Below are 25,487 nucleotides of genomic sequence, written 5' to 3'. Positions count from 1 at the left end.
TGAGTTTTCCGATGAGTACAAGGAGGTGTAATTCATGGCTCATAAAAAAGGTGTAGGCTCTACCAAGAACGGAAGAGATTCCGAGGCGAAACGGTTAGGAGCGAAGAGAGCCGACGGACAGTTTGTGCTGGCCGGCAACATTCTTTACAGACAGCGTGGAACGAAGATTCATCCCGGCGTAAACGTAGGCCGTGGCGGCGACGACACTCTGTTCGCACTGGTGGACGGTGTCGTAAGATTTGAGAGAAAGGGCAGAGACAAGAAACAGGTTTCTGTATATCCCAAAGAGACTGCCGCTGAATAAGTTCAAGCGGACTGTCGCACAGAACGCACATATGCTGTCATCCTGAGAAGCCTGGCGGCGGAGGATTCCTAAGGATTCTTCCCGCCGCTTCCGGATGGCAGTTTTTGCGTTATAAGCGGCTATTATGGAATCAGAAAGGAATATTTATGTTTGCAGACAGTGCGAAAATTTTTATCAAGTCCGGTAAGGGTGGAGATGGTCATGTCAGCTTCCGCCGGGAACTTTACGTTCCGGATGGCGGCCCGGACGGCGGCGATGGCGGCCGCGGCGGCGACGTTATCTTTGAAGTGGACAAGGGACTGAATACACTCAATGATTTCCGTCATGTCCGCAAATATGTGGCCCAGCCCGGAGAGGAAGGCGGAAAACGCCGCTGCCACGGCAAGGATGGGGCCGATTGTATCGTCAAAGTACCGGAAGGAACGGTGATCAAAGACGCGGAAAGCGGGAAAGTCATCGCAGATATGTCCGGGGAGAATCAACGAGAAGTGATTTTAAAAGGAGGGCGCGGCGGTCAAGGCAATATGCACTATGCCACCGCTACCATGCAGGCGCCAAAGTATGCGCAGCCTGGACAGCCTGGACAGGAATTTTTTGTAATTTTAGAGTTAAAAGTGATCGCGGATGTAGGCTTGCTCGGCTTCCCCAATGTAGGAAAATCCACCTTGCTTTCCCGTGTTACCAATGCGACGCCGAAGATTGCCAATTATCATTTTACCACTCTGCATCCGAATCTTGGCGTGGTTGATCTTGGGGGCGGAGAAGGGTTTGTAATGGCGGATATCCCCGGATTAATCGAAGGAGCTTCCGAGGGGGTTGGTCTAGGCCATTCTTTCTTACGCCACCTAGAACGGACAAAACTGCTGATCCATCTGGTTGACGTTGCCAGTACCGAGGGCCGCGATCCACTGGAAGATATCCGTACGATCAATCAGGAACTGGCTTCCTATAAACCAGAATTAGCGGACCTTCCCCAGGTAATCGCAGCAAATAAAACGGACGCGATTTTTTTGGAAGATGGCGAAGAAAGCCCGGTGGAACGATTGAAACAGGAATTTGAACCAAAAGGGATTCGCGTATTTCCGATTTCCGCGGTCAGCGGAGAAGGATTAAAACCACTTTTATACTATGTGAATGAGAAACTGAAAACATTGGATTCCAAACCCGTTATTTTCGAAAAGGAATTTACGCCAGGCGAGCGGAAAGAGCAGCTTCCATTCGACGTCAGCCGTGCGGACGACGGGGCTTTTGTTGTGGAAGGTCCTCTGATCGATAAAATGCTTGGCTATACGAATCTGGAATCGGAGAAAGGCTTTGCTTTCTTCCAGAAATTTTTGAAAGACAGGGGCGTGTTGGCCAGATTGAAATCTGCCGGCATTGAGGAGGGCGACACGGTCCGTATGTACGGTTTGGAATTTGATTATTATGAATAGAGGATAAAACTATGACGAGTAAACAGAGAAGTTATCTGATGAAGTTGGCTTCCCCGTTGGATCCTGTTTTGCAGATCGGTAAATCCAGCTTGACGCCAGAAGTCACCGCGGCAGTGGACGAAGTTTTGGAAGCGAGAGAACTGGTTAAGCTGAATCTGCTGAAAAATTGCGCCGATGATGGGAGGGAAGTGGCGTCTGTGCTGGCAGAGCGTACCCATTCCCAGGTCGTTCAGGTGATCGGACGAAAAATCATCTTATACCGGGAATCAAAAACCAAAAAGAAAATTCTCCTTCCATAAAGGAGGAAAATATGGGAACAAAGCGGAAAGTGGGAATTTTGGGTGGAACCTTTGACCCGATTCACAATGCCCATCTGAAACTGGGCCAAGAAGCACTGCGGCTGTTTGGGTTGGAACAAATCGTGTTTATGCCAACCGGAAATTCCTATTTTAAGACTAGAAAAGGCCATGCCGTGACCGCGACTGAGGATCGAGCGGCGATGGTACGCCTGGCGATTGCCCCGGAAAAGAACTTTGTGTTTTCCGATCGGGAAATCACCCGTCCAGGCGAGACGTATACCGCCGACACACTGGCGGAGCTTGCCAAGGAACAGCCGGACACAGAATTTTATTTTATCGTGGGAGCCGACTCGATTCACCATATGGATACTTGGTACGCACCGGAGATCATTTTTCAAAATGCAACCATTTTGGCAGCAAATCGAAATGCTCAAGTTTCGGATGAAGAGTTGGCGCGCGATATCAAACGCCTGGAAAATGCTTATGGAGCACGGATTTTACCGTTGAATTTTGAAAGTCTGGACATTTCATCCAGTGAGATCAGACATCTTTTGGAATCCGGTATGCCTGAAATGATTCCAGTTCCGGCAGCGGTCCTTTCCTATATTCAAGAACATCATCTGTATTTAGAAGAAGGAGTAGAAGCCGGTGAATGAACAGGAAATCTGTCAAAAATTGCAGCATGTTTTAAAGCCGGAGCGTTATCAGCATACGCTGGGAGTGGCCGATACAGCGGTTTGTCTGGCAAAAGTTTATGGTGCTTCTCCCATTCAGGCCAGATTGGCCGGTTTACTTCATGACTGTGGAAAAGAAGCAGGAGATGCCTTGGGCCATGCTGCGGCCGGCGCCTGGTTAGCAGAGACGGAATATGGCATCACTGATTCAGAAATCTTATCGGCTATCCGTTTTCATACCACAGGGAAACCAGCCATGAGTCTTCTGGAAAAAATCATTTTTGTTGCTGACTATATTGAACCAGGAAGAGACCGGGCGCCACGCCTTTTGGAGCTGCGAAAGCTGGCTTATCAAGATCTCGATCAAACAGTCCTGCTGATCCTGGAAGACACCTTTGCCTATTTAAATCAAAAGCAGATTCCGATTGATGAACGTTCCCAAGCAACCTATCAGTATTACTTGAAAAGAAAGGAGCACCGAATGGACGATTCCAAGAAAATGACAGCCATTGCCTACGAGGCTTTAGATGAAAAAAAGGCGGCGGAGATTACGGTGATCGACATCACCAAGGTTTCTACGATTGCAGACTACTTTTTGATCACCAACGGAGAAAATTCCAGTCACGTGCAGGCTCTTGTGGAAAACGTACAAGAGAAAATGGGCAGAGCTGGTTATCCCTGCAAGTCTGTAGAAGGCTTCCGGGCTGCCAATTGGGTTTTATTGGATTATGGCGATATTGTCGTAAATGTATTTTCCAAGGAAGATCGAAGATTTTATGATCTGGAACGAATTTGGAGAGATGGTACCATCATCGAGAATGTAGAAGAGTGGCCGAAATGACTGTCACTGGATAAAACGATCAAAAAAGCCGTCAGAATGCAGCAATCGCTGTGATCTGGCGGCTTTCTATTTAAAAGGCAACTCCGTTAGAAATTCCTTTTAACCAAAGGGAGTAAGACATTCGCTCAATGAATCCTCATTCGAACCAGAGATACTACCTTCCCCAAAATACGACAATCCTGAACAATAATTGGGTCCATATAGTCATTTTCCGGCTGTAAACGAAAATGACCGCTTTCCCGATAAAAGCGCTTAATGGTTGCGGAATCATCCACCAGAACAGCTACTACCTCGCCGTTATGAGCGGTCTCCTGTTGACGGCAAATAACAGAATCCCCGTCAAGGATTCCCATATTTACCATGCTTTCTCCCTTTACGTTTAACATAAACAGATTTCCTTCCGGCACCATATCTGCCGGCATAGCAAAATAGTCCTGAATATTCTGCTCGGCAAAGATAGGTTCGCCGGCTGCCACCTGTCCGACAATCGGAATCTGAATCATCTCTCGCCGGGCCAAACTAAATTCATCGTCTATGATCTCAATTGCCCTTGGTTTCGTAGGGTCACGCCGAATATAACCATTTTTCTCCAACGTCGCTAAATGTGCATGGACGGAAGACGTCGATTTTAAATGGACCGCTTCGCAGATCTCGCGGACAGCAGGCGGATAACCCTTCTTTAAAGTCTCTCTTTTGATAAAATTTAAGACTTCTTCCTGCTTTGCTGATATTTTTCCATAAGCCATGTTACAATCCTCCCACTCAAATTAGTAGTATATTTTTCTGTTTTTCCTTCGTGATGAAACGGATATGACGCCTGGTAGGGACACCACTGTAAATGAAATCCAGCGGCTCCAAGCAGAGATTCTAATTCTTTTTTCAAGTATACCACAACTCTCAAAAAAATGCAAACGAATGTTCCGAAAAATTGTTCGGTATTTTTCTTGACAAAAGAACGAACGTGCGTTATACTAAAACCAACTTCAAACAAGCGTTCTGAACATTCGTTCAAGGAGAGGACCTATGAGAAAAGGAATCAAGATTATCATTTTTGTGCTCCTATTATTTTTCATTTTACTAGGCGGCGTTTTTGTCCAGGGAAAAGTTGTGGAAGCAAATTCCCCGGAGCAAGTCAAATATTATTCCGTTATAAAGTTAAAGTCTGGAGATAGCCTTTGGAGTATCGCACAAGCGCACTGCGGAGATCAGGAAGACATTCGCAGCTATATCCAAGAAATCAAAGCCATCAACCATATTGTAAATGAGCGCAGCCTAAAAGCAGGAAGCCCTTTAACGATATATTATTGGGATGAGGCCGGAAAATAACAGAGGTGAGAGAACACTGTATGAAATGAAGGGAGCATGAGATTTTTTTGTGCTTCCTTTTTTATTCAGTAAGATTCGGAGGGCAATAAGAAATGTTCCTGGGATTTTCCTGCAAAGAATTTCGCAAAGCAACCCTTTTGGCTTTTCCTAACATCTCTTCGCACAAAGAATCAGGAAATACGGTTTGGACTTGATATAATAGATTCACAGGAAAGGATGAAACGATGGATTGGATTACAGGCATTCAAAAGGCAATTGATTATGTAGAAGATCATCTGACAGACGAAATCGTATATGAGGAGATTGCCAAACGCGCATATTCCTCAAGCTTTCACTTTCAACGGATCTTTCATGTGATATGCGGTTTTACTTTGGGCGATTATATTCGGATTCGCAGGCTGTCTCTTGCCGGCAGAGAACTTGCAGAAAGCAATGCAAAGGTTATAGACATTGCATTGAAATACGGATATGATACCCCGGAAAGCTTTTCCCGCGCATTCACGAGATTCCACGGTTCTTCTCCCATACAGGTTAAAAATGGAGCTGCTGTAAAATCTTTTTCACGCCTTTCCGTAAAATTAGCATTAAGCGGAGGAACGATTATGGATTACAGAATGGAAACCAAAGAAGCGTTTGATTTGATCGTAAAAAAGAAACGCTTCCCGAAAAACACGGAGCTTACCACTGTCGAAATTACTGGTTTTTGGGCGGAGTGCAGCAAGGACGGCACGATTGACAAAATCATCCGCTATGCGGACGATAAGATATTCGGAAAAAATATTGTCGGCGTCAGTTTTGAATATGAGGGCGACGACAGCGAGTTCCCCTATGGCATCGGAGCGTCATACGGCGGAAACAAAATTACTGACCATGATCTGTCCGTCGTGTCCATTCCCGCACACACCTATGTTGTGTTTCAATGCGTCGGAAAGATGCCGGAAGCATTTCAGAAAACCTGTCAGTATATCTGCACGGAGTTTTTCCCCACAAGCGAGTATCAGCCGATCGGGCTGGAGTTTGAGGCATATCCGTCCCCCGATGTGCAAAATCCGGATTATACCTGTGAAATCTGGGTTGCAGTAGAGAAAAAGAAATAAGGAAGGATTCATGAAAAGGGCTTGATGATTTGTTATCAGGTCCTTTTTCATTGTAGAACGTACTAATATTTTTCCATGTTTTCAAAAAGAGCCTTCTCAAAATCGGTCAATCGAATTATAATTGACCTAACGGTCAACGGAGGGGTTGAAATGAACGATAAATTCTTTTCTCTGCCGAAAGAAAAACAACAGGCTATCATCAATGCCGGTTACCGTGTTTTTTCTCAGAACTCATATAAAAACAGTCCGATGAGTGAAATCGCAGATGCTGCCGGTATCAGTAAATCTCTGCTTTTTCATTACTTTCACAATAAAAAAGAATTCTATCTTTTTCTTTGGGATAACTGTGCGAAGACGACGATCGAGCTTCTTACAAAGTATGGATGTTACGATCAAAAGGGATTTTTTGAAAGTATGGAACGGGGAATGCGGGCAAAAATGGAGATTATTCGCCTGTATCCAGACATGAGCAAATTTACCATCAAGGCGTTCTATGAAACTGACGGAGACATCAGCGCAGCTATTCAGAAAAGCTACCATCATTATTTCAACTTAAAGGCAGATAAGGCGCGTATGAGTATGAATCCGGAACAGTTTATTCCTGGTCTGGATATTCCCATGATGTACCGCGAAATGTACTGGGCGAGTGAAGGATATCTTTGGGAAATGGCGCAGCGAAGAGATCTGGATTTTGATAAAATGGAAAAAGACTTTACAAAACTCATGGATTTCTGGAAAAGCGTTTATCTTCGGAAGGAGTAAGCATATATGGATGGGATAAAAACCGAAAAGCTGACGAAGTACTACGGAAAAGCCAGAGGAATTATCGACCTTGATCTTCAGGTCAAGGAAGGAGAGTTCTTCGGATTTATCGGGCCCAACGGCGCTGGTAAATCCACTACAATCCGTATACTGCTGGGATTGATTTCGCCTACCAGCGGCAGCGCGCAGATCGCGGGAATGGATATCAAAAAAGACAAGGAAGCAATATTGAAAAAGACTGGGTACTTGCCATCGGAGGCGATATTTTATTCTGGTATGCGCGTAAAAGAAATTTTAAAATTTTCCGCCGATTTGCGCAAAGTAGACTGCGCCAAAGAAGCGGAAACGCTCTGCGAACGTTTGCAATTGGACCCTTCACGAAAAGCAGATGAACTATCTTTCGGTAATCGTAAAAAGGTGGCGATTGTCTGCGCATTGCAGCATCGTCCGGAACTGCTGGTTCTCGATGAACCCACCGGCGGATTGGATCCGCTGATGCAAAGAGAATTCTTTACTATTTTGCAGGAAAGAAATCAAGAAGGAGCAACCGTCTTTCTTTCCAGTCATGTGCTGTCAGAGGTTCAGCATAATTGTACGCGTGCAGCAATCATACGCGACGGCAGTGTAATCGCCTGCGACAGCGTGGCGGCGCTTTCAAAAACCAATGCGAAGCGTATCCATGTTTGCGGCAGAGTAGACCTGACCTCCCTTGAGGGGATTCGTGACAGAAAAGATATGGGCGATACGGTCAGTTTTCTCTACAGCGGAGAGATGAACAGGCTGATGCAGACATTGGCGGATGGTCAGGTTTTCGATCTGTCTGTGTCCGAGCCGGATCTGGAGGAAATCTTTATGCACTACTATGAAAAGGAGAGTGGCGGCAAATGACCTTGGTGAAACATGAATGGAAACAGGGAAAACTCTCTTTTACGATCTGGACGGCAGCCATCGGACTATTTATGGCAATCTGTGTGTTTCTGTTCCCTGAAATGAAAGGACAGATGGACAGTGTCAGCGATCTGTTTGCTTCCATGGGATTTTTTACCGAAGCCTTTGGTATGGATCGTTTGAATTTTGGCACGCTGATCGGCTTTTATGCGGTTGAGTGCGGGAATATTCTCGGCTTGGGCGGCGCGTTTTTCGCTTCCCTCTGCGCAATCAACGCACTTTGTAAGGAAGAAGGAGACAAAACAGCAGAATTTCTTCTGACACATCCGGTAAAACGCAGTCATATCATTACGGAAAAGCTGATCGCTGTATGGATACAAATTACCGTTATGAACCTGCTGATCTATGCCGTTTCGGTCTCTTCGATATGGCTGATCGGCGAAACGGTTCCATGGAAAGAAATCCATCTTCTCCATGCGGCGTTTTATTTCCTTCAAATAGAACTGGCAGGTATTTGCTTTGGCCTTTCCGCATTTATGAGGAAAAGCAGTATCGGCGTTGGCCTTGGAATTGCCGCAATGATGTATTTTCTCAATCTGATTGCAAATATAGCGGAGACAGCAAAGTTTCTGAAATATATAACGCCTTTCGGTTATTGTGATAGTGCGGATATTATGGAAAATGGTTCTTTGAACGGCGCAATGCTTGCGATCGGAATGATATTTTGTGCTATCGGCATTGCGGCCGCTTACTTAAAATATACCAGAAAAGATATCCATGGATGAGCGGAAGAACACAGCTAAGATTCTGCTTCTGGATTTTCTCTCAATTTTACCACGTTTCTGGCCTGGCGCCGACGTTCGTCCTCCATGGCAGCATAGTGCTTCTTTGTGGTATTCACATCCGAATGGCCCAAAACATCCGCCACCAGATAAATATCGCCGGTTTCCCGGTACAAATTGGTGCCATAGGTACTCCGCAGTTTATGAGGAGTAATATTTTTCAGTGTCGTAACTGTCCGAGCATACTTTTTGACAAGGTTTTCTACGCTGCGAACGCTCATTCTTTTCTTCTGTATAGAGAGGAAAAATGCATCCTCGTGTCCCGTTGCCGGAATGATTTTTTTTCGTTCCTCATAGTAAAGCCGCAAGGCTTCCTCTACCTCGTCGCTGAAATAAATGATGACTTCCTTTCCGCCTTTTCGGTGGATATGGATTCCTGCATTTTTAAAATCCAGATCGTCGATATTTAATCCAATACATTCCGACACACGGATACCGGTTCCAAGAAAAAGCGTCATCATGGCCAAATCCCGAATCTTTGTCTTTTCGTGGAAGGCTTTCTGCTGCTTGGTCAGATTTTCCCCGGACTCCACCTGGTCTAAAAGAATCGCCACCTCATCAATGTCCAAGCGTATAATTTCCTTTTCGTGGATTTTCGGAAGCGTGACCAGGGCCGCCGGATTCGTCTGAATCATTTCCTTTTTGAAAAAGTAATTGTAAAAGGTCTTGAGAGAAGCCATTTTTCTGGTGATTCCACGTTCCTGGTTGACTCGTTCCATGTTCCGATTATCGGTACAATGATAAAATTTCAGATACTCCATATAGTCTTCCAGATCCAACGATTTGACTTCATCCAGCATTTCCACCGAAATTTCCGTAACAGTTTTCCCCTGAAAAGCTGGGAGATTTTGGATTAAAAATTCAAAAAAGACATGGAGATCATAAGCATACGCAATTCTTGTTCGAGAAGATGTCGTAGGTTCAATCCCTCGAAAAAACAGCCGTACAAAAGATGGGAGAGTAGCTGTCAGTTCCCGAAGCTTTAACGTATTCAAAATATCTACCTGTTCATGATAAGATCGTTGCCCGCTGCTCAATATTCCCGCCTCCCTTCATGACGTTTCGGCCAGCCGGAAAGCTCGCCGTTTAATACGGCGGTAAACATCCGTTCCTTACAGCCTGGGTTTTCTTTCGTTAATTGTTTGACAATCTGTTTGGTATATTCCCGGCGGGTATTTCCATCCGCTGGACAGGGATTTTTAAAAACAGGCAATTGAAATCGGTTTTTAAACCCAACAATATCCGCCTCGTCCACATACATCAACGGCCGGATGACTGTCAATTTCATGCGGTCCAAATAAGTGACCGGTGAAAAACAGTGAAAACGGCCTTCATAGATCAAAGACATTAACATGGTTTCCACCATATCGTCCTTATGATGTCCATAAGCAACCTTATTACAGCCTAAATCTACGGCGGCGCGGTTAAAAGCGCCTTTCCGAAGCTTTGCACAGAGACTGCAAGGGTTTTCTTCCTGGCGCGCCTCAAAGACGATAGAGGCGATTTCTGAATGCACGATGGTATAATTTATCCCTAAGTCCTTGCAAAGGGCCTCTATGGGAAGGATATTTTTGTCCATATCAGGAAATCCCAGATCCACCGTGACAGCCTCTAAAGTAAACGGCAAGGGATAAAATCGCTGCAAGCCATGTAAGGCATATAACAAGGTCAGGCTGTCTTTACCGCCGGAAATTCCGACAGCGATTTTATCGCCAGATTCGATCATATGAAATTCATCCACCGCCCGGCGAGTGACATTTAAAAGGCGCTGCATTTTCATAAGAGTAGAGTTCCTTTCCAAAGCATGCATAAATTCCAAGTGCTTATAGGGGTAATGGAAGGCAAATACGGATATTGTCCAAAAAGAGAGTACCGCTTCTATCGACCCATAACTATTCGCAAAAGAAAAGTTTAACGAATAGTTATGGGTATTATAACCCCCAAAAAGTATTTTGTCAATGATTTTCCTCTTTTTTACCGCATTCCATAAATACATATTTCTTGAGTTTTCGTTTCCGGTCTTTGATCCACGCAGCCATTTCTCAGACAATCTTTTTGCTTTGTACCTTTTGGCACTCCCAGGGATTTGCTTGCATAATTTCTCTTTTTATGATAAACTGATGTACAGTTCGTAACAAAAAGGAGGTTGCGGCAGTATAATAGAATATGGAAAAGCGCCATGTACCTTTTCACGGACGGATAAAAAGAAAAGGTTAACGAGGGGAAGAGATTATCGAAATATTCGGCGGGTACTCTTCCATGCCGCTCCGGGCGTGTGATGTATTTTGAAATATGCGGGCAACTGCAAAACAACCAAAATGCAACCGGAGCAGTCTTTTTTGTGTACCGCTTTTCAGTATACATCAGGGACTTTATCTTATCGGAAATTGATTGATTTTAAGGAGAAAAATAAAATATGTGTGGAATTATCGGTTATACCGGGCCGCTGCAGGCACGGGATGTTGTGTTGCAAGGACTTCGTCAGTTGGAATACCGGGGCTATGACAGTGCGGGAATGGCGCTTTTAACGGACGATGGCGACTTTTATCTTCGGAAAAAGGTCGGTCAGGTATCTGCTTTAGAAGCCGTTTGCGAGCCTGGAATTCCCTCTCATTGTGGTATCGGCCACACCCGTTGGGCCACTCACGGCGGCGTGACAGATGCGAATGCACATCCCCATGCAGTTGGAAAAGTGATTCTGCTTCACAATGGAATCATTGAAAATTATCATACCATCAGCCGCCAATTCGGCTTTGAAGGTCTGGCCACGTCTGAGACGGACACGGAAGTCGCCGCCCAGCTCATCGATTATTACTATGGGCAGACCCAGGACCCCTACGAAGCGATCCGCAAAGCAATCCATATCATTGACGGTTCCTATGCGTTTTGCATTTTATTTACGGATATTCCAGGTACGATCTATGCAATCCGCAATGTAAGCCCGCTGGTAGCCGCTACATCTGATCAAGGTTCTTTTATTGCCTCCGACGTGACGGCCTTAATTCCCTATACAAAAAGATATTTTGCCGTTCCGGAACAGCATATCCTGACCATTACTGAGGATGCGATTCGTGTGGAAACCATGGAGGGCGAAATCATTCATCCGGATATGCTCGAAGTCACCTGGGACGTGGAGGCGGCTCAAAAGGGCGGATATCCCCATTTCATGCTGAAAGAAATCCACGAACAGCCGGAAGTATTCCGCAAGACGGTTACGCCCCGCTTAAGGGATGGCTTGCCAAATTTTGACGCGGAAGGAATTCCGGACTCAATTTTTGAAGAATGCAAATCCATTCAGGTGATTGCCTGCGGTACGGCAATGTATGCCGGAATGGTTGGCCGCGCGATCATCGAGATGCAGTTGCGGATTCCGGTTACGGTTTCTATTGCTTCTGAGTTCCGTTACGACACGCCGTTGATTGATGAGAGCACATTGGTAATTGTGGTCTCCCAGTCCGGCGAAACCATCGACACCCTGGCTGCTCTTCGTCTGGCAAAGGAATGTGGCGCCAAGGTTCTGTCCATCGTCAATGTAAAAGGCTCTACAATCGCCAGAGAAAGCGACTACGTACTGTATACCCATGCGGGCCCTGAAATCGCGGTAGCAAGTACAAAAGCATATATGGTGCAGCTTTCCGTCTTCTATCTGATCGCCGCGCGTATGATGCTGGTTCGTGGAAAAAATCAGGAAGAAGTTCGCGCCTTTATTTCCAATCTGACGGCTGCCGCAGATATGATTGAAAATGCTTTGGAGCAGGAAGAAACCCTGCGCAAACAAGCGGAAAAAATGGCATTTTCCAAGGATGCTTTCTATATTGGGCGCGGACTGGATTATGCTTTTTCCCTAGAAGGAGCGTTAAAATTAAAAGAGATCTCCTACATCCATGCAGAGGCTTATGCCGCCGGTGAATTGAAACATGGAACGATTGCCTTGATCGAACCTGGCGTTCCGGTGATTGCCCTGGCGACTCAGGATAAAATTTTCAATAAGACGATTTCCAATATTCGTGAAGTAAAGGCTCGCGGCGCTTATGTCATTCTCATTACCAAGCAAGGAGCATCTGTGTCGGATGAAGTCTGTGATATCCATCTGGAAATTCCAGTGGAGGATGACCGCTTTACGGTATTCCCATGCGCGGTTCTCTGGCAGCTTCTCGCCTACTATACGGCATATGTAAAAGGGTTCGATATGGATAAACCCAGAAACCTGGCAAAGTCCGTCACAGTGGAGTGATTTTTCAGATATGTGTGTAACGGATAAAGAACACCTTTCAGTATGAACAAAGAGGAGGTATTCCAAGATGGAAATGCCTCCTCTTTGTTCATACTTTTTTCTACCGATTACGCAGAAAATACAGATCGTTAAAGAATGTAAAGTGTGACAGCGATCACTGGAACTGCTGCCAAAAGGAGCAGCTTCATAACAGACGACGCTCTTCCACTCTCAAACTCCCGCATCTTCTTTTGTTGTACTTCTTCCAAAAAACAAACTTCCTTTCTTTCCGAAAAACCAGAGACACATGTTGCGCCCCTTCCAAGCATTACAGCACTTGGGGTTTCTTACTTCCTACAATACCGGTTCAAAAATCATCCTGCAGGCAAGCCGGCATCGGATTTCCAGTTGACCGGTATTATTAAACTATCAAAAAACTGTGAAAATCCGGTGAAAGAAATCCTAAGATTTCTCCACCGGATCATGTTGTTTCATCATGGGACTGCCTGCAATCGAAGGCAATGGCTACTTAGCACTATTCTCCTTATCCTTCGCCTTTAAAAACTCCAAAATAATGTGTACTGCGCCATCCACACCGGTCAATGTACTATTCAGGCAAAGATCATAACTCCCCGCGCTTCCCCATTTTTTATTGGAGTAGTAATTATAGTAATTGGCCCGTTTCTTATCGGTTTTCGCAATCAGATCCATCGCCTTATCCTTTGCCATGTGGAACGTCTCTGCTACACGATTGACTTTATCCTCCATATTTCCACAGATAAAGACGCTAGTCACATTGGGAAACGAAGCGAGAGCATAATCTGCACACCGGCCAACGATAACACAGGATTCTTTCTTCGCCAATTTCTGAATCGTATCAAACTGAGCTAAGAATACTTTCTGGTTCAACGGTACGTCCATATAACCAGATATAGGCTGCCCCATTCCATGGGTATCCATCACCAATGAATAGAAAAAACTATTGACTGGCTTTTCATCCTGCTTTTCAAAAACTTCTGGGCATAGCCCGCTTTCCTTCGATGCGAGTGCAATGAGTTCCTTATCATAAAAGTTAATTCCGAGCGTCTCCGCTAACTTCTCTCCGATCTCTCTTCCGGAACTGCCAAACTCTCTTCCTATTGTGATGACGCGGTTTCCTTGCATACAGAAGTCACTCCTTTCTGTCTAGTGTTGACAATAACCATATAAAATATATTATGTATTATATCAGACTTTTTTATGGTTTTCAATAAAAAATCAAAAAAAGAAGACGATAACCTAAGATATCTTAACGATTTCAAGGTAAAATTTCCAGTAAATGTTGAAAATATTCCGGGAGCGGCGCTTCTTTTTCCAAGTATACTTCTGTCCGCGGATGAATCAATCCTAAAACACCTGCATGCAATGTCTGTCCTGTCAAAGAATAGGGAGACTTCCGAGCGCCATAAAGCGGGTCTCCAAGCAGGGGATGCTGCAAATACGTCATATGAACGCGAATCTGGTGTGTTCTGCCAGTTTCCAACCGGCATTCAATATATGTATATTGGGAAAAGCGCTTTATCACACGGTAATGCGTGACCGCTGGTTTTCCATTTACCGGTTCTACAGCCATTTTTAAACGATTCGTCCGACTGCGGCCAATGGGCTGATCAACCGTTCCCTCATCCTCATCGATTACTCCATGAACAATGGCCCGATACCTTCTGGTAATGGTGTGTTCCGCCAACTGTTTCGCCACATGATTATGAGAAAAGTCATTTTTACAGACCACCAAAAGACCGGTCGTATCCCGGTCAATCCGGTGGACAATCCCCGGACGCTGCACTCCATTGATTCCAGACAAACTATTTCCACAATGATACAAAAGACCATTTACCAGCGTGCCATTTGGATGTCCAGGCGCTGGATGAACCACCATTCCCTTGGGCTTATTCACAAAAAGAAGATCCTCGTCCTCATAGACAATATCCAAAGGAAGAGGCTCCGGTTCCACATCCAGAGGCTCTGGTTCTGGAAGATCAAGTGAGATTTCTTCTCCTCCTTTTAAGCGGTAATTGCTTTTCACCGTTCGCCCGTTGACGAAAACTCTATCTTCTCTGATCAATTTCTGCAGGTAAGAACGCGACAGCTCCTCGAAATTGTTGGAGAGCCAGGCATCCAGACGCTGCCCTGCCGCCCATTCATCTGCTGTCAGAAGTTCCGTGCTCATTCTGCATTCTCCTTATGCGATTCCTGCTCTCCGCTCTCTTCCGTCACTCCACGCTCTTTTTTCTTTAATAAGTTCCAATCTTCATCCTTATAATAAAAAACAAGCAAAATGGCCGCTAAAATCGTGCCTACGGTTACATAACAATCCGCCACGTTGAACGTGGGAAAATCAATTAACTTAAAATATAAAAAATCGATTACATACCCCAAACGTACCCGATCAATCATATTTCCCAGCGCGCCAGCTTCCAGCACCACACAGAGAATTGAAAGGGGAAGAAAATGTTTTGTTCTTGGCAGCTTCACAAAAAAGTATAGAAGGGCGGCCATAATCGCCACCGTCATCACCAGAAAAATCCAACGTTGATTTTGAAAAATACCAAAGGCTGCACCCCGATTTGTAATAAATTGCAATTCAAATACGCCGTCCCAGACGACGATATTGGGCTGACCCTGCAGGTGAGCCAGCGCCAGATACTTTGTCCACTGATCCAGTCCGGTCAAAGCAAGAACGCCTAAAATTGCCCAGAGAAATCGTTTCATAAAGGTTATTTCCTTTCTATACACAGAAAGCCATTCCAAAGGCGGCAGGCCTAGAGAATGGCTTTCCCATTTTTCATTCGATAGGAAATCCGTCGGACTTTCTATCAAAATTGAATCAAAGATCAAGACTTAAGGTAGCTGCGCTCTCCCTGCCGCTGATTACATCCTGAAAATCACCGGACAGCTCAATGCTGCTTGGAGTCACGATAAATATGTAATTTGAAATTTTCTGTAGATTTCCATTCATCGAGTAGCATGCGCCAGAGGTAAAATCAATAATTCTCTGCGCCAAATCCACATGAACGCCTTCCATATTGATCACAACTGCACGGCCGCTGAGAAGAATATCGCAAACTTCCCTCGCATCATCAATGGACGCAGGTTTTACCATACAGACTTCCATGTTGCTTCGAGAACGCATCGGAACCACATTGTTTGCTGCGGAAGAACGTTTTACACGCAGCGGTCTCTGCTCCCGCTCTACCGGCGGCATATCCATATCGTCCTCTTCACGAGCAAGCTTTTTCTTTCGGTTAAATCGGGACGACGGAAGCTCTTCTTCTTCAAATTCGTCTTCCAGGTCAAAATCATCTTCCTCGTCGTAATCGTCGTCGTTCAGCTTCATAGAATTCAGGAATTTATCAATAATATTTGCCATCTCATCCATCTCCCGCTTTATTTCGGTTTCGTCATACCTTTACTATTATCATATTTTTTTTGTTTTCTGTCAACTGAAAAATACTTGAAATTTGAAAAAAACCACGGCCATTTAATATAAGATATCTCCTTCTACTGCCAGACGGCTATCCAATAAAATATGGTCATAAACCGCGATTCCATAATCCGTTCCTTTTTCTACGATTAAGTATTCTTCGTTTTCATCCATGACCTCAATCTGTTTAAATACGGCATATCCTTTATTCACATTGTAAACCCCTTTTAGCGCAGCCCGCTCTCCCAGCGTATAGCGATCGTTGCTGTCCGGTTTCACCAGCGTCAGCCCACCTTCCAGCTCATAGGGATCTAAGTAATAAACATCCTGGGTCGCATAGTAAACCGTTGGCTGGATCATCTCTACCGAGGTACCTTCCGCAGAATAGGATTCTTTATTAAAGATGATGCCGTCCTCTGTTTCGGTTCCATAGCCGATTGGAACGGTGTAAAACTCTTTCTCCAGGACAGAGGACTTCGGAATCTTTAATCCTTCTTTCACGGAATTGTGGATCTCCACTTCCAGATAACGCTGGTCTGCAAACTGGACCATGAAACGGCTAAGATCCATTTTTCCATAAGAACCGTTATCCGCTCCAGCGATAACAGAGAAACTTACGGTAGTGGAAAGACCTTTTTCCGGAAAGGTAACGTCTAAAGATTTTACATCTCGATAAGCCGCCGCCTCTTCTTCTGTTAAAGGAATCAAAATCGACCAAACTTCCGAAGTGATCGTTTTATAGACAGGAGCTCCGCTTTCCACCGCCTGGCTGCTGCGGATATCCGTTCGTTCGTATTTACTTTTGTCAAAGGCACTGGCGTCGACCGAGGCGGCGTCAAAACCCTCAAATCCATCTGTATAGTATTCAATCACACCGCTCTTTTCCGCCGGAACTGTCCGGAAAAATCTAGTGTCAATTCCTAACCCTTCTAGATCCTCTAGAGAGTTGGTACTAACGAAACTAAGCAGCTTATTATCAATGGTATATTTCAAATCATAAACATCTACAAATTGTTCGTTTTGATAAGAAAGATTAAAATTTGCCAGACTCCGTTTCAGATCAGAGAGATTGTCGTGAGACAATTTGCTGCTATCCGACGCATTGGAGGTAAGCATTTCCGTAAATTGTCCGTTTTCATCCAGAGAGTACACCACGGAATTGACCGACGCGCGATTTCCTTCTCGGATATAAAAATTGACGTATCCTGCCGCCTGTGCGGTCGTCACTTCTTCGGTTCGGAGAATCAATCCCGTATAGGTAGAATCCTTTACCAACGCAACTTCTCGTCCCACTTCATAGAATTGGACTTTATCCCGAACCATATAAGCGATGACGCTATAGGCTAAATAGATAAAAATGAATGCGAAGATCAGAAAACCAATATTGACGGATTTTGGTTTTCGATATCGAATCACTTTAGAATTTTTCTTCGCCATTCGTTCGCCTCTCTTTCATTGGGATTTTTTACCAACATAAAATATTTTTCAGCGGGAATCCTAACTGCAAAGCATGGAAGGAGGTATTTGCGCATGAAAGGGTTAGATTATACAATCCTGACAATCGCTATCATTGGAGCCATCAACTGGGGACTGATCGGAATTTTCCGTTTCGATCTGGTAGCCACCCTATTTGGCAGCATGTCCTGGTTAAGCCGGGTAATTTACATTGCCGTTGGTCTAGCAGGACTGTATCTCATCAGTCTATACGGACGGGTTCGTCAGAACTCTTCCGAATCGTAAGTAAAATCCGAAAGATTGGGGCGCCTTGTATAGGCGCCCCTTCCTTTTTTCTTATGTAGAGCAAAATTACAGTGCAATGATGGTGCGCTCCTGAGCATTCTGAGGCAAATTTTCCTTATCCTCAGATACGCTTAAGGTAAAGGTGATCTTATATTTTTTGCAGATTTTCTCCAGCTCATCAATCGCTTTTTCTATTTCATTGCCGTTCAGATGGGATAAAGTTAAGAAGCTGTCCAAATATACCTGCTCCAAATCGTAATCCTGAGAAATAAGCCCGCAAACAAATCCTAAAAACGCCTCATACGAACAAACGGGATACTCCGACATATCAATCAGGCGAATTCTGCGATTCAGCTCGTGCATATGCTGAGAATTCTTATCCAGGTAAACGATACTGCCATGCGCATCTTTGATAGCCGTATTCGCTTTTTCCAGAAGATACTTGGTTTTTCCTTTTCCTTTCCTACCCGCGATAATCTGAACCATGCTATTTCCTCCTTGCGTTGTGATATAAATTACTATAAAATAAATTTCTTTTATTCATTATATTACACATTTCTGAAAAGTACAAGTAGAGATTTACCAATCCAAGGCTTCGTCTCTTCTCTGCAAGCCGATATTTAAGACAACTCCCATCCCCATAAAGATACTGAGAAGAGAACTGACGCCGGCGCTGATAAAGGGAAGCGGCAATCCAGTGTTTGGCAAAAGCTTCGTCGCAACGCCGATATTGACAAAGGTCTGAAACGCCAGCTGGGCGGCAATTCCTGTACAAATCAGCCGACCGGCCAAGTCCTTCGCCCTGGATGCAATCCGCAGGCATTCAAAAACCAGGAACGCCATCAGAGCAATCAGAACCACGCTGCCGATAAACCCCAATTCTTCCCCAATCACCGCAAATATAAAATCACAGTTTTCTTCCGACAAAAAATTGCCGTTTTTTACTGACTCGAAACTGGTCGTATTCAAGCCTTTTCCATGCAGCTGTCCGGATGCAATCGCCAGTACTGAATTGTCCTGCTGAACCGTCAATCCAAGAGGCTTAAACCGATCCGGATAGAGCCAGGAAAGCACCCGGTTAATCTGATAGAGATTGATCAACGTCTGATCTGGCTGCATAGCGATATAAAGCACCACGCCTACTGCCGGAACCGCTATGCCAATCGCTCCGAGTATCCACTTATAACTGATCTTAGCCGTATAAATAATAGCAAGAAAGATAAAGACAGTTACCAATGTAGTGGATAAGTCCGGTTCTTTATAAATCAGTACAGCCGGAATGGCAAATAAAACGAGGCTCCCGCCGACCACAAGCGGATGGCTGACCCTTTCCTGATTCTTCCAAAAGAACCAGGAGAACACCAAAGTCAGGCCAATTTTGGCAAATTCTGACGGCTGAATTTGAAACCCTGCAATGGACATCCAACGAACCGCATTGTTTGCAGAAACACCGACGCCAGGAACAAAAATCAGTCCCAGCAGTCCCAAAACACCAAGGTAAATGATCGGGGTGAATTTTAAAATGAAGTGGTAGTCGATCAACGATAAAATAACCATCGCTGTTCCACCCGCACAAAAACCGATGATCTGCTTCCGTATGGTTCCAGTTCGGTCCGCGTCATTTATCATCGCACTATTTAAAACCAAAATTCCAATTGTACAAAGTGCGATAATAATAAGCACAATTCGGAAATTATATTTCTTTAGCTTATAATCCCTTAGACGAAACATTCTTATCCCTCGTATTATTTTCCTCTTCCGAACAATCTGGACCAAAATCCTTTTGTCTCACTATAATCCGGAAAAGGAAGCTCTTCTCCCATGATCCGCCGGACAATATTTTCATAAGCCTGTCCAGCCAATCCTCCGCTTTCTAATAGCGGGACGCCTTGATTCGTAGCCAGGATTACCTGTTCGTCATCTGGAATCACGCCAATCAGCGGAACGCCCAAAAGATCCACCACATCCTCGGCGGACATCATCTCGCCCCGGCGTACCATATCGGGACGAAGGCGGTTGATAATCAAATGGTTCCGATGAATCCCGCCTGCTTCCAGCAATCCTAAAATTCGATCGGCATCCCGAATCGCCGATACTTCCGGCGTTGTCACAATGAGCGCCCGATCCGCTGCGGCAATCGCATTTTGAAAACCACGCTCAATACCAGCCGGACAATCCAAGATAATATAATCATAATCCTGTCTCAGATCATCGACCAATTTTACCATCTGTTCCGGCGTAACCGCCGTCTTGTCTCTCGTTTGCGCCGAGGGAAGCAGATAGAGCCCCGGTGTCTGACGATCTTTGATCAGAGCCTGATTCAGGCGGCAATTTCCTTCCACCACGTCGACCAGATTGTAGACAATCCGATTTTCAAGCCCTAAAACCACATCCAGATTCCGTAATCCGATATCCGTGTCAATCATTACAACAGATTTTTCTCTTTTGGCTAAGCCGGTACCTATGCTGGCGGAGGATGTTGTTTTTCCTACGCCGCCTTTTCCTGAGGTAATAACGATTACTTCACTCATATACTTACCTCCACATTAATTTCCCATCTATGATTATCACCGCGGATGGTGTTAATCGCTTACATAGTTTGTACTGGACTCCGCCTTTCGTTCCAGAATTTCCTCTAAAGTAACCTCATTGTAATAAAGCCGGTAGACATCGCTGGCCAATTCCACGGCACGAGCCGATGTATAGCCGTATGGAATCGTGACCGTTACGCCGATCTCCGGATTCTCATAGGGCGCATAGCTAATAAAGTTTGCATGGTTCGGGCGCAGTTTATTTTCTTCCGCCGTTCCCGTCTTTCCCGCTGCAACCACAGAAGCCTTAAAGGAGCGATGGGCAGATGTGCTGGTATCGTTTAAAACCTGATACATCCCCTCATGCACCGTATTCCAGGTGGAAGCCGCAAAATCTGTGGTATTCGCGATCGTAGGCTCGTATTTTTTGACCACATTCCCTTCCGTATCTGTAATTTCATCTAACAGCGTCAGATTGTAGACAGTCCCACTGTTAGCCAACGCGTTCAGATAGCGGGCTAATTGTACATTGGAGAACAGATGCGTACCCTGTCCAATGGCGGACGGTACCGGAGCCGTATCGGAAATATGAGGCTCTTTCTCCCGGATTTCGATTCCCGATTTGGAATCCAAGCCAAAGGCCGTTGCAAATTTCTGAATAGCGGAAAGTCCAAGGGGTTCATTGTAATTATCTTCGCTGTCTTTGGAAAGCCGGAACCCCATCTCTGAAAAGTAATAGTTACAGGACCCCCGAATCGCCCCGACCATATCCAATGGTCCATGGGGATTTCCCGTCGAAGACATATACCAGCAATATAAGTTCAGTCCCACTTCTGTGAACACACCTTGCGTATCAATCAAATCTTCCGCCTTCACCACGCCGGATTCCAGAGCCGCCACAGCCGTAATCGGCTTAAAAACGGAACCGGGAGCAGTCTGGGCTTGCGTCGCTCCATTGTAAAGGGGCGAGGACAAGTCGTTGGTCAGTTTATAGTAATATTCGGAATCCACGGTTCCTGACAGCTTATTATTGTCATAGCTGGGGTAAGAAACCACCGCGATCACAGCGCCTGTCTTGACATCGGTTACCGTTACTGCGGCCGAATGCGGATCTAAAGCCAGCTGAGCTGGTGTCAATTCCAAATTGTGGATTTTATCTTTGATAAAATGATACGCCGCGCTCAGCGTTTGGTTTTCAAGGGACGCGACATCCTCTTCTTTTTTTTCTAATACGCCCTGGTCCATCAAGGCTAAACAGAGATCGCATCCGGTAATCGCGTCGTCCATGATCAGATTCTGATATACCTTTTTGCTGAACTTGGGACTGTTCTTCGCCAAGTCTTCAATTGCATCCACCAGTACCCGGTAAGTCTCTTCCGAACTGGTATATTTGCTGTCCAACGACAGCTTCGATACGTCAATCCAGTTTTTCGACAGGGCATACTGCAAAAATTCTTTTAAACTGATGGTCTCGTCGGTTTTATAGGCAATATAGGTCTTATCCGCCGTATCAATCTTATCCTTCAGCAGGTATCCCGCGTCGTCCAAAATCGTATAGACATAACTCATATAAACCTGCATGAAGCGTTCGCCATCTTCCTTGTCCGCATCCAATTGCTTATACGGCGTCGGATGATCGCTTAAAAGCTCCGACTTCAAGGTGGCTAAAATACGGCTCTGTCCATTCTGGAACGCCTGGTGAATCCTCTTTTCCGCCGGGCTTGCATCATCAGCGGAAAAATGCTTGATATCCAGGATATTGTTATTGATAAATTGGAAATACACGTCGTAGATGGACAGACGTCTGTCGCTGCTGCTCATCTTTGTGGTAACATGAAATTTCCCCTCGTACAGTTTTTCCTCCAGGATACCAGCCAGACGCTGCTCAATCATATGGTAAATCCCTATAGTCAGGTCTTTATCAATGGTTAGATGTACGTCGTTTCCCGTCACAGGATCTGTTTCACTGCTGATTTCCAGTACATGGCCTAGGCTGTCCAAATACATAGTGCGTTCGCCTTTGATGCCCTGCAGTTCCTGCTCCATGGTCTCTTCAATACCACTCTGGCCCACCACATCCCCAAGGCTGTAGCGTTCTTTTCCGGCAGCCTCGTTTAAATGATCGATCTGATCGGTACTAGCTTTTCCCGTATAGCCAAGCACCTGGGCAAAATATTCGCTGTCGTTGTACACCCTTACGTAATCTTCCTCGATGGCCACGCCTTTCAGGCGGTCCGAGTGCTCCAAAATATCCGACATCGTAGTCATCTGAACGTCCGATGCAATCGTAATGGAGCGATAGCGCTGGAACGCATTGGCTGCCAGGGAATACCGAATATTGATCAGCTTTAAAGCCGTCTCATCGTCCAGGGAATACATCTCCTCCGGCTTCTTTTTGGCATTTTTGTATCCGATGCCATACTTTTGGTAGAGATAGTCAAAGACTCCTCTGGCAGAGATATTCTCATCTGTTTTTTCTGTGGTGTCTTCCAGCAGCTCGTCTACAGACTTCAAGCCATACATATCCCTTAGGAAACGCAGGCGCGCCGAATCGGAAACAGTAAACTGAAAGTCCCCATTATCATCAAGAATAACTGGAACCTCCGTGTGAATCGTCTCCTCATATTTGTCTAAGATAGCGATCAAATCCAACAGCATCAGATTTTTCGCATAACCGTCGCTGTAAGCTCCGGTATCCGTCAAAGTAACGGTATAAACCAATTGATTGTAAGCCAAAAGATTTCCATTCCGGTCAAAAATATTTCCCCGCGTACTGGGAAGACTGATGGTCTTCTGCGTTCTCTGAGTAATATACTCTTCCTGCTTGTCCGCGCCTTCCACAATTTGAAGCTGAAACAACTTCATAATCAGAGCGGCAAACATGACAAGAAACAGAAGCGATAGCGGGAACAACCGGGATGTCGCCATCTTTTTTAATTTATAGCCAATGTATTCCAAGATATCTCTAAACAAACTTCTTCGCACTCCTCTTTTCAAATTGAGCGAATTTGGTGTTCAAAAATCGCAGGAAGCGGTAGAGCACCAAGGTTAAAAGTACGGTGTATACGATTTCCGGCAGGATAACTTTTTGCAGATAGCGAAAAAAGCTCATCTTGCCTCTCATCAGGAAATCGAAAAAATAGATAATGATATTAAAAATAAAATCGCTGAGGATACATATTACCACCGGCATGTTAATAAATTCTGTATAGAAAACCTGACCCAGCAGGCCGTTTCCATAACCGATCACCAGATAGACTAACGCATAAAAGCCAAGGGTCTCTCCAAAAAAAGAATCTAGGAGCAGGCCGCTGACAAAGCCGATCAGCATCCCATCGGTTTTTCCCCGAAGGAAGCCGAATGTAAATGTAATAATCAGCAGAATGTTCGGTACAGTTCCAATTAAATTGGAGGCCGCAAACAAATTATTCTGCACCATAAGCGATGCGATGATGATTCCAAGATAAAATAGTACACGTTTCCAGGTCAATTGGTATCCCCCGTTTCTTTCAGGGTAGTAATCACCAGCACAGAATCCAAATGGGCGAAATCCACAACGGGAATCAGGTATCCGGATTTCGTCAGATTATTGGAGCCAACCTCTAACCCGTCGGCATAGCCAATCAAAATCCCCGGCAGATATTCGCTGCTGGTGTTGGATGTAACAATCTTGTAGCCATTTTCTACATCGGCATCCTTGCCGATATGCTGCAGCAAAAGACGCCCTTCGTCGTACAACAGCAGATCCCCAGTCACAATGCAGGAATCCTGCGATAGCTGCGCCATAGCTCCAACGCTCCGTCCATCGTCGATGATCGTACTGATGGTGGCCGTGTGGGTCTCCACTGAGGTCACGATTCCGACTAAACCGCCGTCCGCAATCACATTCATAGATACCTGAATGCCGTCTGCGCTCCCTTTGTCAATTTTTACAGTTCGATACCAGTTACCGGAATTTTTGCTGATAATATGGGCCCCCGTGGTTTCATAATCCGGATACTGCTCTTTCATGTCAAGGAGCTCCTGGTATTTTTCAAGTTCGGACAGCCTCAGCTGATAACGGGTCGTATCCTCCCGAAGCTGCGCTACTTCTTCCAACAAAAGCTCGTTTTCATCCTGGATTCGCTTTAATTCGGACAGGCGCTCCGCCTCGCCGAATACATAACTGCCCACTTGATTCAATCCTTTTTGCATCGGCATCAACACCGTGTTAATTCCATTCCTCAGGGCATTATTGACAGAACTGCTGACGGAGCTGACGATAATGAGTAGCAAACAAACCGCCATCAAGAAAAAAAAGATATGTTTTGATTCTATATGAAAATGAGACTTTTTTTTCATTAAATATAACCCCGTTCTTTAAAGCTAAGATAACAATTATCCCCAATAATAATATGATCTAACATAGGAATCGACAGAAGGTCGCCTGCCTCCCGCATCCGCTTGGTCAACCGAATATCCTCCATGCTGGGCGTCGGATCTCCGCTTGGATGATTGTGGAGCAAAACCACATAAACCGCTTCCTGATGTATCGCTTCCAAAAACACTTCCCGCGGCGTAACGAGAGACGCATTGACCGTTCCGCGGGAAATGATCGTTTCCCGAATCAGATGTCCCTTTGTATCAAACATCGCAACCACCATCTCTTCCTGCTTCTGGTGGCGCAGGTCTTCCATAAAATACTGTGCAATGGCATGGGGAGCCGATAGTTCCAGCCCCTTCTTTGCCGATGCTTTTGCAATCCGGCGTGCAAGTTCCCCAATGCACTGAAGCTGCACTGCCTTTACCGGTCCAATGCCGGGAAGCTTGATAAGTTCGGTAAAAGGGAGACGTACTGCGGCCGCAAGACCGCTCTCCTCTCCCTTTCTCCCCAATAGCTTCTGTGCCAGTGACAGGACAGTTTGTCCTTTCGTACCGCTGCGCAGCACCACTGCCAAAAGCTCCGCGTCACTTAATATCTCCGGTCCGGCGGTCCTGCACTTTTCATAGGGCCGTTCGCTCACCGGTAATTCTTTCATCGTAATGGTTTCTTCCTGGATTTCACACATAGGCGTTCTCACTCACGCCAATTCCC

General features: G+C 45.3%; 27 protein-coding genes. 12 read left to right on the top strand and 15 right to left on the bottom strand.

Annotated elements, in window-relative coordinates; genetic code table 11:
- Positions 1-34 precede the first annotated feature (34 nt).
- From rpmA to yqeK, 5 genes are all read left to right on the top strand, one after another.
- Positions 35-304: a 50S ribosomal protein L27 gene (gene rpmA, locus ACCC71_RS07480; protein WP_434309006.1), complete on the top strand. Its 270-nt coding sequence runs from the start codon at positions 35-37 to the stop codon at positions 302-304.
- Between the two features lie 146 nt (positions 305-450).
- Positions 451-1,737 (top strand): GTPase ObgE, encoded by a 1,287-nt coding sequence (obgE, locus tag ACCC71_RS07475; RefSeq protein WP_434309005.1) that lies wholly within the window; start codon positions 451-453, stop codon positions 1,735-1,737.
- An 11-nt stretch (positions 1,738-1,748) separates the two neighbouring features.
- Positions 1,749-2,036, top strand: a complete 288-nt coding sequence (gene yhbY / locus ACCC71_RS07470; protein WP_434309004.1) for a ribosome assembly RNA-binding protein YhbY — start codon at positions 1,749-1,751, stop codon at positions 2,034-2,036.
- Between the two features lie 11 nt (positions 2,037-2,047).
- Positions 2,048-2,692, top strand: coding sequence for a nicotinate-nucleotide adenylyltransferase (nadD, locus tag ACCC71_RS07465; RefSeq protein WP_434309003.1), 645 nt, complete (start codon positions 2,048-2,050; stop codon positions 2,690-2,692).
- On the top strand, positions 2,685-3,551 hold the full coding sequence (gene yqeK / locus ACCC71_RS07460) for a bis(5'-nucleosyl)-tetraphosphatase (symmetrical) YqeK (RefSeq protein WP_434309002.1): 867 nt from the start codon (positions 2,685-2,687) through the stop codon (positions 3,549-3,551). The genes nadD and yqeK overlap by 8 nt, the downstream gene beginning before the upstream one ends.
- A gap of 125 nt (positions 3,552-3,676) precedes the next feature.
- Here the strand turns inward: yqeK and lexA are convergent, their stop codons facing one another.
- Complete coding sequence (lexA, locus tag ACCC71_RS07455; protein WP_434309001.1) at positions 3,677-4,297, bottom strand: transcriptional repressor LexA; 621 nt, start codon at positions 4,295-4,297, stop codon at positions 3,677-3,679.
- Positions 4,298-4,574: 277 nt separating this feature from the next.
- On the opposite strand from lexA, the gene ACCC71_RS07450 reads away from it, so the two are divergent.
- From ACCC71_RS07450 to ACCC71_RS07430, 5 genes are all read left to right on the top strand, one after another.
- The gene (locus ACCC71_RS07450; RefSeq protein WP_434309000.1) at positions 4,575-4,877 is read left to right on the top strand and encodes a LysM peptidoglycan-binding domain-containing protein; all 303 of its coding nucleotides are present in this window, start codon (positions 4,575-4,577) and stop codon (positions 4,875-4,877) included.
- A 224-nt stretch (positions 4,878-5,101) separates the two neighbouring features.
- Positions 5,102-5,974, top strand: a complete 873-nt coding sequence (locus tag ACCC71_RS07445) for an effector binding domain-containing protein (RefSeq protein WP_434308999.1) — start codon at positions 5,102-5,104, stop codon at positions 5,972-5,974.
- 150 nt (positions 5,975-6,124) lie between these two features.
- Positions 6,125-6,736 (top strand): TetR/AcrR family transcriptional regulator, encoded by a 612-nt coding sequence (locus ACCC71_RS07440; protein WP_434308998.1) that lies wholly within the window; start codon positions 6,125-6,127, stop codon positions 6,734-6,736.
- Between the two features lie 6 nt (positions 6,737-6,742).
- Positions 6,743-7,624 (top strand): ABC transporter ATP-binding protein, encoded by an 882-nt coding sequence (locus tag ACCC71_RS07435; RefSeq protein ID WP_434308997.1) that lies wholly within the window; start codon positions 6,743-6,745, stop codon positions 7,622-7,624.
- On the top strand, positions 7,621-8,409 hold the full coding sequence (locus ACCC71_RS07430) for an ABC transporter permease subunit (RefSeq protein ID WP_434308996.1): 789 nt from the start codon (positions 7,621-7,623) through the stop codon (positions 8,407-8,409). The genes ACCC71_RS07435 and ACCC71_RS07430 overlap by 4 nt, the downstream gene beginning before the upstream one ends.
- A gap of 14 nt (positions 8,410-8,423) precedes the next feature.
- Here ACCC71_RS07430 and ACCC71_RS07425 read toward each other — a convergent pair whose 3' ends face one another.
- Both ACCC71_RS07425 and ACCC71_RS07420 read right to left on the bottom strand, forming a co-directional pair.
- A complete protein-coding gene (locus tag ACCC71_RS07425; RefSeq protein ID WP_434308995.1) occupies positions 8,424-9,503 on the bottom strand; it encodes a tyrosine-type recombinase/integrase in 1,080 nt (359 codons plus the stop codon).
- Positions 9,500-10,246 carry a tRNA lysidine(34) synthetase gene (locus tag ACCC71_RS07420; protein ID WP_434311781.1) on the bottom strand — a complete coding sequence of 249 codons (747 nt, stop codon included), beginning with the start codon at positions 10,244-10,246 and terminating at the stop codon, positions 9,500-9,502. The genes ACCC71_RS07425 and ACCC71_RS07420 overlap by 4 nt, the downstream gene beginning before the upstream one ends.
- A gap of 636 nt (positions 10,247-10,882) precedes the next feature.
- Between ACCC71_RS07420 and glmS the strand changes: the two genes are divergently transcribed.
- Positions 10,883-12,700: a glutamine--fructose-6-phosphate transaminase (isomerizing) gene (gene glmS, locus ACCC71_RS07415; RefSeq protein WP_434311780.1), complete on the top strand. Its 1,818-nt coding sequence runs from the start codon at positions 10,883-10,885 to the stop codon at positions 12,698-12,700.
- A 504-nt stretch (positions 12,701-13,204) separates the two neighbouring features.
- On the opposite strand, the gene ACCC71_RS07410 is transcribed toward glmS, so the two are convergent.
- From ACCC71_RS07410 to ACCC71_RS07390, 5 genes are all read right to left on the bottom strand, one after another.
- The gene (locus ACCC71_RS07410; protein WP_434311779.1) at positions 13,205-13,843 is read right to left on the bottom strand and encodes an AAA family ATPase; all 639 of its coding nucleotides are present in this window, start codon (positions 13,841-13,843) and stop codon (positions 13,205-13,207) included.
- A 133-nt stretch (positions 13,844-13,976) separates the two neighbouring features.
- Positions 13,977-14,888 (bottom strand): RluA family pseudouridine synthase, encoded by a 912-nt coding sequence (locus ACCC71_RS07405; RefSeq protein WP_434311778.1) that lies wholly within the window; start codon positions 14,886-14,888, stop codon positions 13,977-13,979.
- Positions 14,885-15,430, bottom strand: a complete 546-nt coding sequence (gene lspA, locus ACCC71_RS07400; RefSeq protein WP_434311777.1) for a signal peptidase II — start codon at positions 15,428-15,430, stop codon at positions 14,885-14,887. Before lspA ends, ACCC71_RS07405 begins: the two co-directional genes overlap by 4 nt.
- Positions 15,431-15,545: 115 nt before the next feature.
- Complete coding sequence (locus ACCC71_RS07395) at positions 15,546-16,088, bottom strand: cell division protein SepF (RefSeq protein ID WP_434311776.1); 543 nt, start codon at positions 16,086-16,088, stop codon at positions 15,546-15,548.
- Between the two features lie 111 nt (positions 16,089-16,199).
- Positions 16,200-17,579, bottom strand: a complete 1,380-nt coding sequence (locus tag ACCC71_RS07390) for an HlyD family efflux transporter periplasmic adaptor subunit (RefSeq protein ID WP_434311775.1) — start codon at positions 17,577-17,579, stop codon at positions 16,200-16,202.
- Positions 17,580-17,672: 93 nt separating this feature from the next.
- On the opposite strand from ACCC71_RS07390, the gene ACCC71_RS07385 reads away from it, so the two are divergent.
- Positions 17,673-17,882 (top strand): DUF378 domain-containing protein, encoded by a 210-nt coding sequence (locus ACCC71_RS07385; protein WP_434311774.1) that lies wholly within the window; start codon positions 17,673-17,675, stop codon positions 17,880-17,882.
- Positions 17,883-17,948: 66 nt separating this feature from the next.
- Here ACCC71_RS07385 and ACCC71_RS07380 read toward each other — a convergent pair whose 3' ends face one another.
- From ACCC71_RS07380 to radC, 7 genes are all read right to left on the bottom strand, one after another.
- Positions 17,949-18,368, bottom strand: coding sequence for a twitching motility protein PilT (locus tag ACCC71_RS07380; RefSeq protein ID WP_434311773.1), 420 nt, complete (start codon positions 18,366-18,368; stop codon positions 17,949-17,951).
- Between the two features lie 93 nt (positions 18,369-18,461).
- Positions 18,462-19,613, bottom strand: a complete 1,152-nt coding sequence (locus tag ACCC71_RS07375) for an FtsW/RodA/SpoVE family cell cycle protein (protein WP_434311772.1) — start codon at positions 19,611-19,613, stop codon at positions 18,462-18,464.
- Between the two features lie 14 nt (positions 19,614-19,627).
- A complete protein-coding gene (gene minD, locus ACCC71_RS07370; RefSeq protein WP_434311771.1) occupies positions 19,628-20,413 on the bottom strand; it encodes a septum site-determining protein MinD in 786 nt (261 codons plus the stop codon).
- Positions 20,414-20,464: 51 nt separating this feature from the next.
- Positions 20,465-23,386, bottom strand: coding sequence for a penicillin-binding transpeptidase domain-containing protein (locus tag ACCC71_RS07365; RefSeq protein WP_434311770.1), 2,922 nt, complete (start codon positions 23,384-23,386; stop codon positions 20,465-20,467).
- Positions 23,379-23,903 carry a rod shape-determining protein MreD gene (gene mreD, locus ACCC71_RS07360; RefSeq protein ID WP_434311769.1) on the bottom strand — a complete coding sequence of 175 codons (525 nt, stop codon included), beginning with the start codon at positions 23,901-23,903 and terminating at the stop codon, positions 23,379-23,381. Before mreD ends, ACCC71_RS07365 begins: the two co-directional genes overlap by 8 nt.
- On the bottom strand, positions 23,900-24,688 hold the full coding sequence (gene mreC, locus ACCC71_RS07355) for a rod shape-determining protein MreC (protein ID WP_434311768.1): 789 nt from the start codon (positions 24,686-24,688) through the stop codon (positions 23,900-23,902). Before mreC ends, mreD begins: the two co-directional genes overlap by 4 nt.
- 65 nt (positions 24,689-24,753) lie before the next feature.
- Positions 24,754-25,461, bottom strand: coding sequence for a RadC family protein (radC, locus tag ACCC71_RS07350; protein WP_434311767.1), 708 nt, complete (start codon positions 25,459-25,461; stop codon positions 24,754-24,756).
- Between the last annotated feature and the right edge of the window lie 26 nt (positions 25,462-25,487).

The sequence above is a fragment of the Hominifimenecus sp. rT4P-3 genome, from assembly GCF_051055405.1.
Lineage (GTDB): Bacteria > Bacillota > Clostridia > Lachnospirales > Lachnospiraceae > Pseudolachnospira.
This window is presented reverse-complemented; position numbering and strand designations above follow the sequence as displayed.

Excerpts from the sequence above, each read along its gene's own strand:
- rpmA (WP_434309006.1), top strand. The coding sequence starts at position 35 with ATGGCTCATAAAAAAGGTGTAGGCTCTACCAAGAACGGAAGAGATTCC.
- obgE (WP_434309005.1), top strand. The coding sequence starts at position 451 with ATGTTTGCAGACAGTGCGAAAATTTTTATCAAGTCCGGTAAGGGTGGA.
- yhbY (WP_434309004.1), top strand. The coding sequence starts at position 1,749 with ATGACGAGTAAACAGAGAAGTTATCTGATGAAGTTGGCTTCCCCGTTG.
- nadD (WP_434309003.1), top strand. The coding sequence starts at position 2,048 with ATGGGAACAAAGCGGAAAGTGGGAATTTTGGGTGGAACCTTTGACCCG.
- lexA (WP_434309001.1), bottom strand. The coding sequence starts at position 4,297 with ATGGCTTATGGAAAAATATCAGCAAAGCAGGAAGAAGTCTTAAATTTT.
- ACCC71_RS07450 (WP_434309000.1), top strand. The coding sequence starts at position 4,575 with ATGAGAAAAGGAATCAAGATTATCATTTTTGTGCTCCTATTATTTTTC.
- ACCC71_RS07445 (WP_434308999.1), top strand. The coding sequence starts at position 5,102 with ATGGATTGGATTACAGGCATTCAAAAGGCAATTGATTATGTAGAAGAT.
- ACCC71_RS07440 (WP_434308998.1), top strand. The coding sequence starts at position 6,125 with ATGAACGATAAATTCTTTTCTCTGCCGAAAGAAAAACAACAGGCTATC.
- ACCC71_RS07435 (WP_434308997.1), top strand. The coding sequence starts at position 6,743 with ATGGATGGGATAAAAACCGAAAAGCTGACGAAGTACTACGGAAAAGCC.
- ACCC71_RS07430 (WP_434308996.1), top strand. The coding sequence starts at position 7,621 with ATGACCTTGGTGAAACATGAATGGAAACAGGGAAAACTCTCTTTTACG.
- ACCC71_RS07420 (WP_434311781.1), bottom strand. The coding sequence starts at position 10,246 with ATGAAAATGCAGCGCCTTTTAAATGTCACTCGCCGGGCGGTGGATGAA.
- glmS (WP_434311780.1), top strand. The coding sequence starts at position 10,883 with ATGTGTGGAATTATCGGTTATACCGGGCCGCTGCAGGCACGGGATGTT.
- ACCC71_RS07410 (WP_434311779.1), bottom strand. The coding sequence starts at position 13,843 with ATGCAAGGAAACCGCGTCATCACAATAGGAAGAGAGTTTGGCAGTTCC.
- ACCC71_RS07405 (WP_434311778.1), bottom strand. The coding sequence starts at position 14,888 with ATGAGCACGGAACTTCTGACAGCAGATGAATGGGCGGCAGGGCAGCGT.
- lspA (WP_434311777.1), bottom strand. The coding sequence starts at position 15,430 with ATGAAACGATTTCTCTGGGCAATTTTAGGCGTTCTTGCTTTGACCGGA.
- ACCC71_RS07395 (WP_434311776.1), bottom strand. The coding sequence starts at position 16,088 with ATGGCAAATATTATTGATAAATTCCTGAATTCTATGAAGCTGAACGAC.
- ACCC71_RS07390 (WP_434311775.1), bottom strand. The coding sequence starts at position 17,579 with ATGGCGAAGAAAAATTCTAAAGTGATTCGATATCGAAAACCAAAATCC.
- ACCC71_RS07385 (WP_434311774.1), top strand. The coding sequence starts at position 17,673 with ATGAAAGGGTTAGATTATACAATCCTGACAATCGCTATCATTGGAGCC.
- ACCC71_RS07380 (WP_434311773.1), bottom strand. The coding sequence starts at position 18,368 with ATGGTTCAGATTATCGCGGGTAGGAAAGGAAAAGGAAAAACCAAGTAT.
- ACCC71_RS07375 (WP_434311772.1), bottom strand. The coding sequence starts at position 19,613 with ATGTTTCGTCTAAGGGATTATAAGCTAAAGAAATATAATTTCCGAATT.
- minD (WP_434311771.1), bottom strand. The coding sequence starts at position 20,413 with ATGAGTGAAGTAATCGTTATTACCTCAGGAAAAGGCGGCGTAGGAAAA.
- radC (WP_434311767.1), bottom strand. The coding sequence starts at position 25,461 with ATGTGTGAAATCCAGGAAGAAACCATTACGATGAAAGAATTACCGGTG.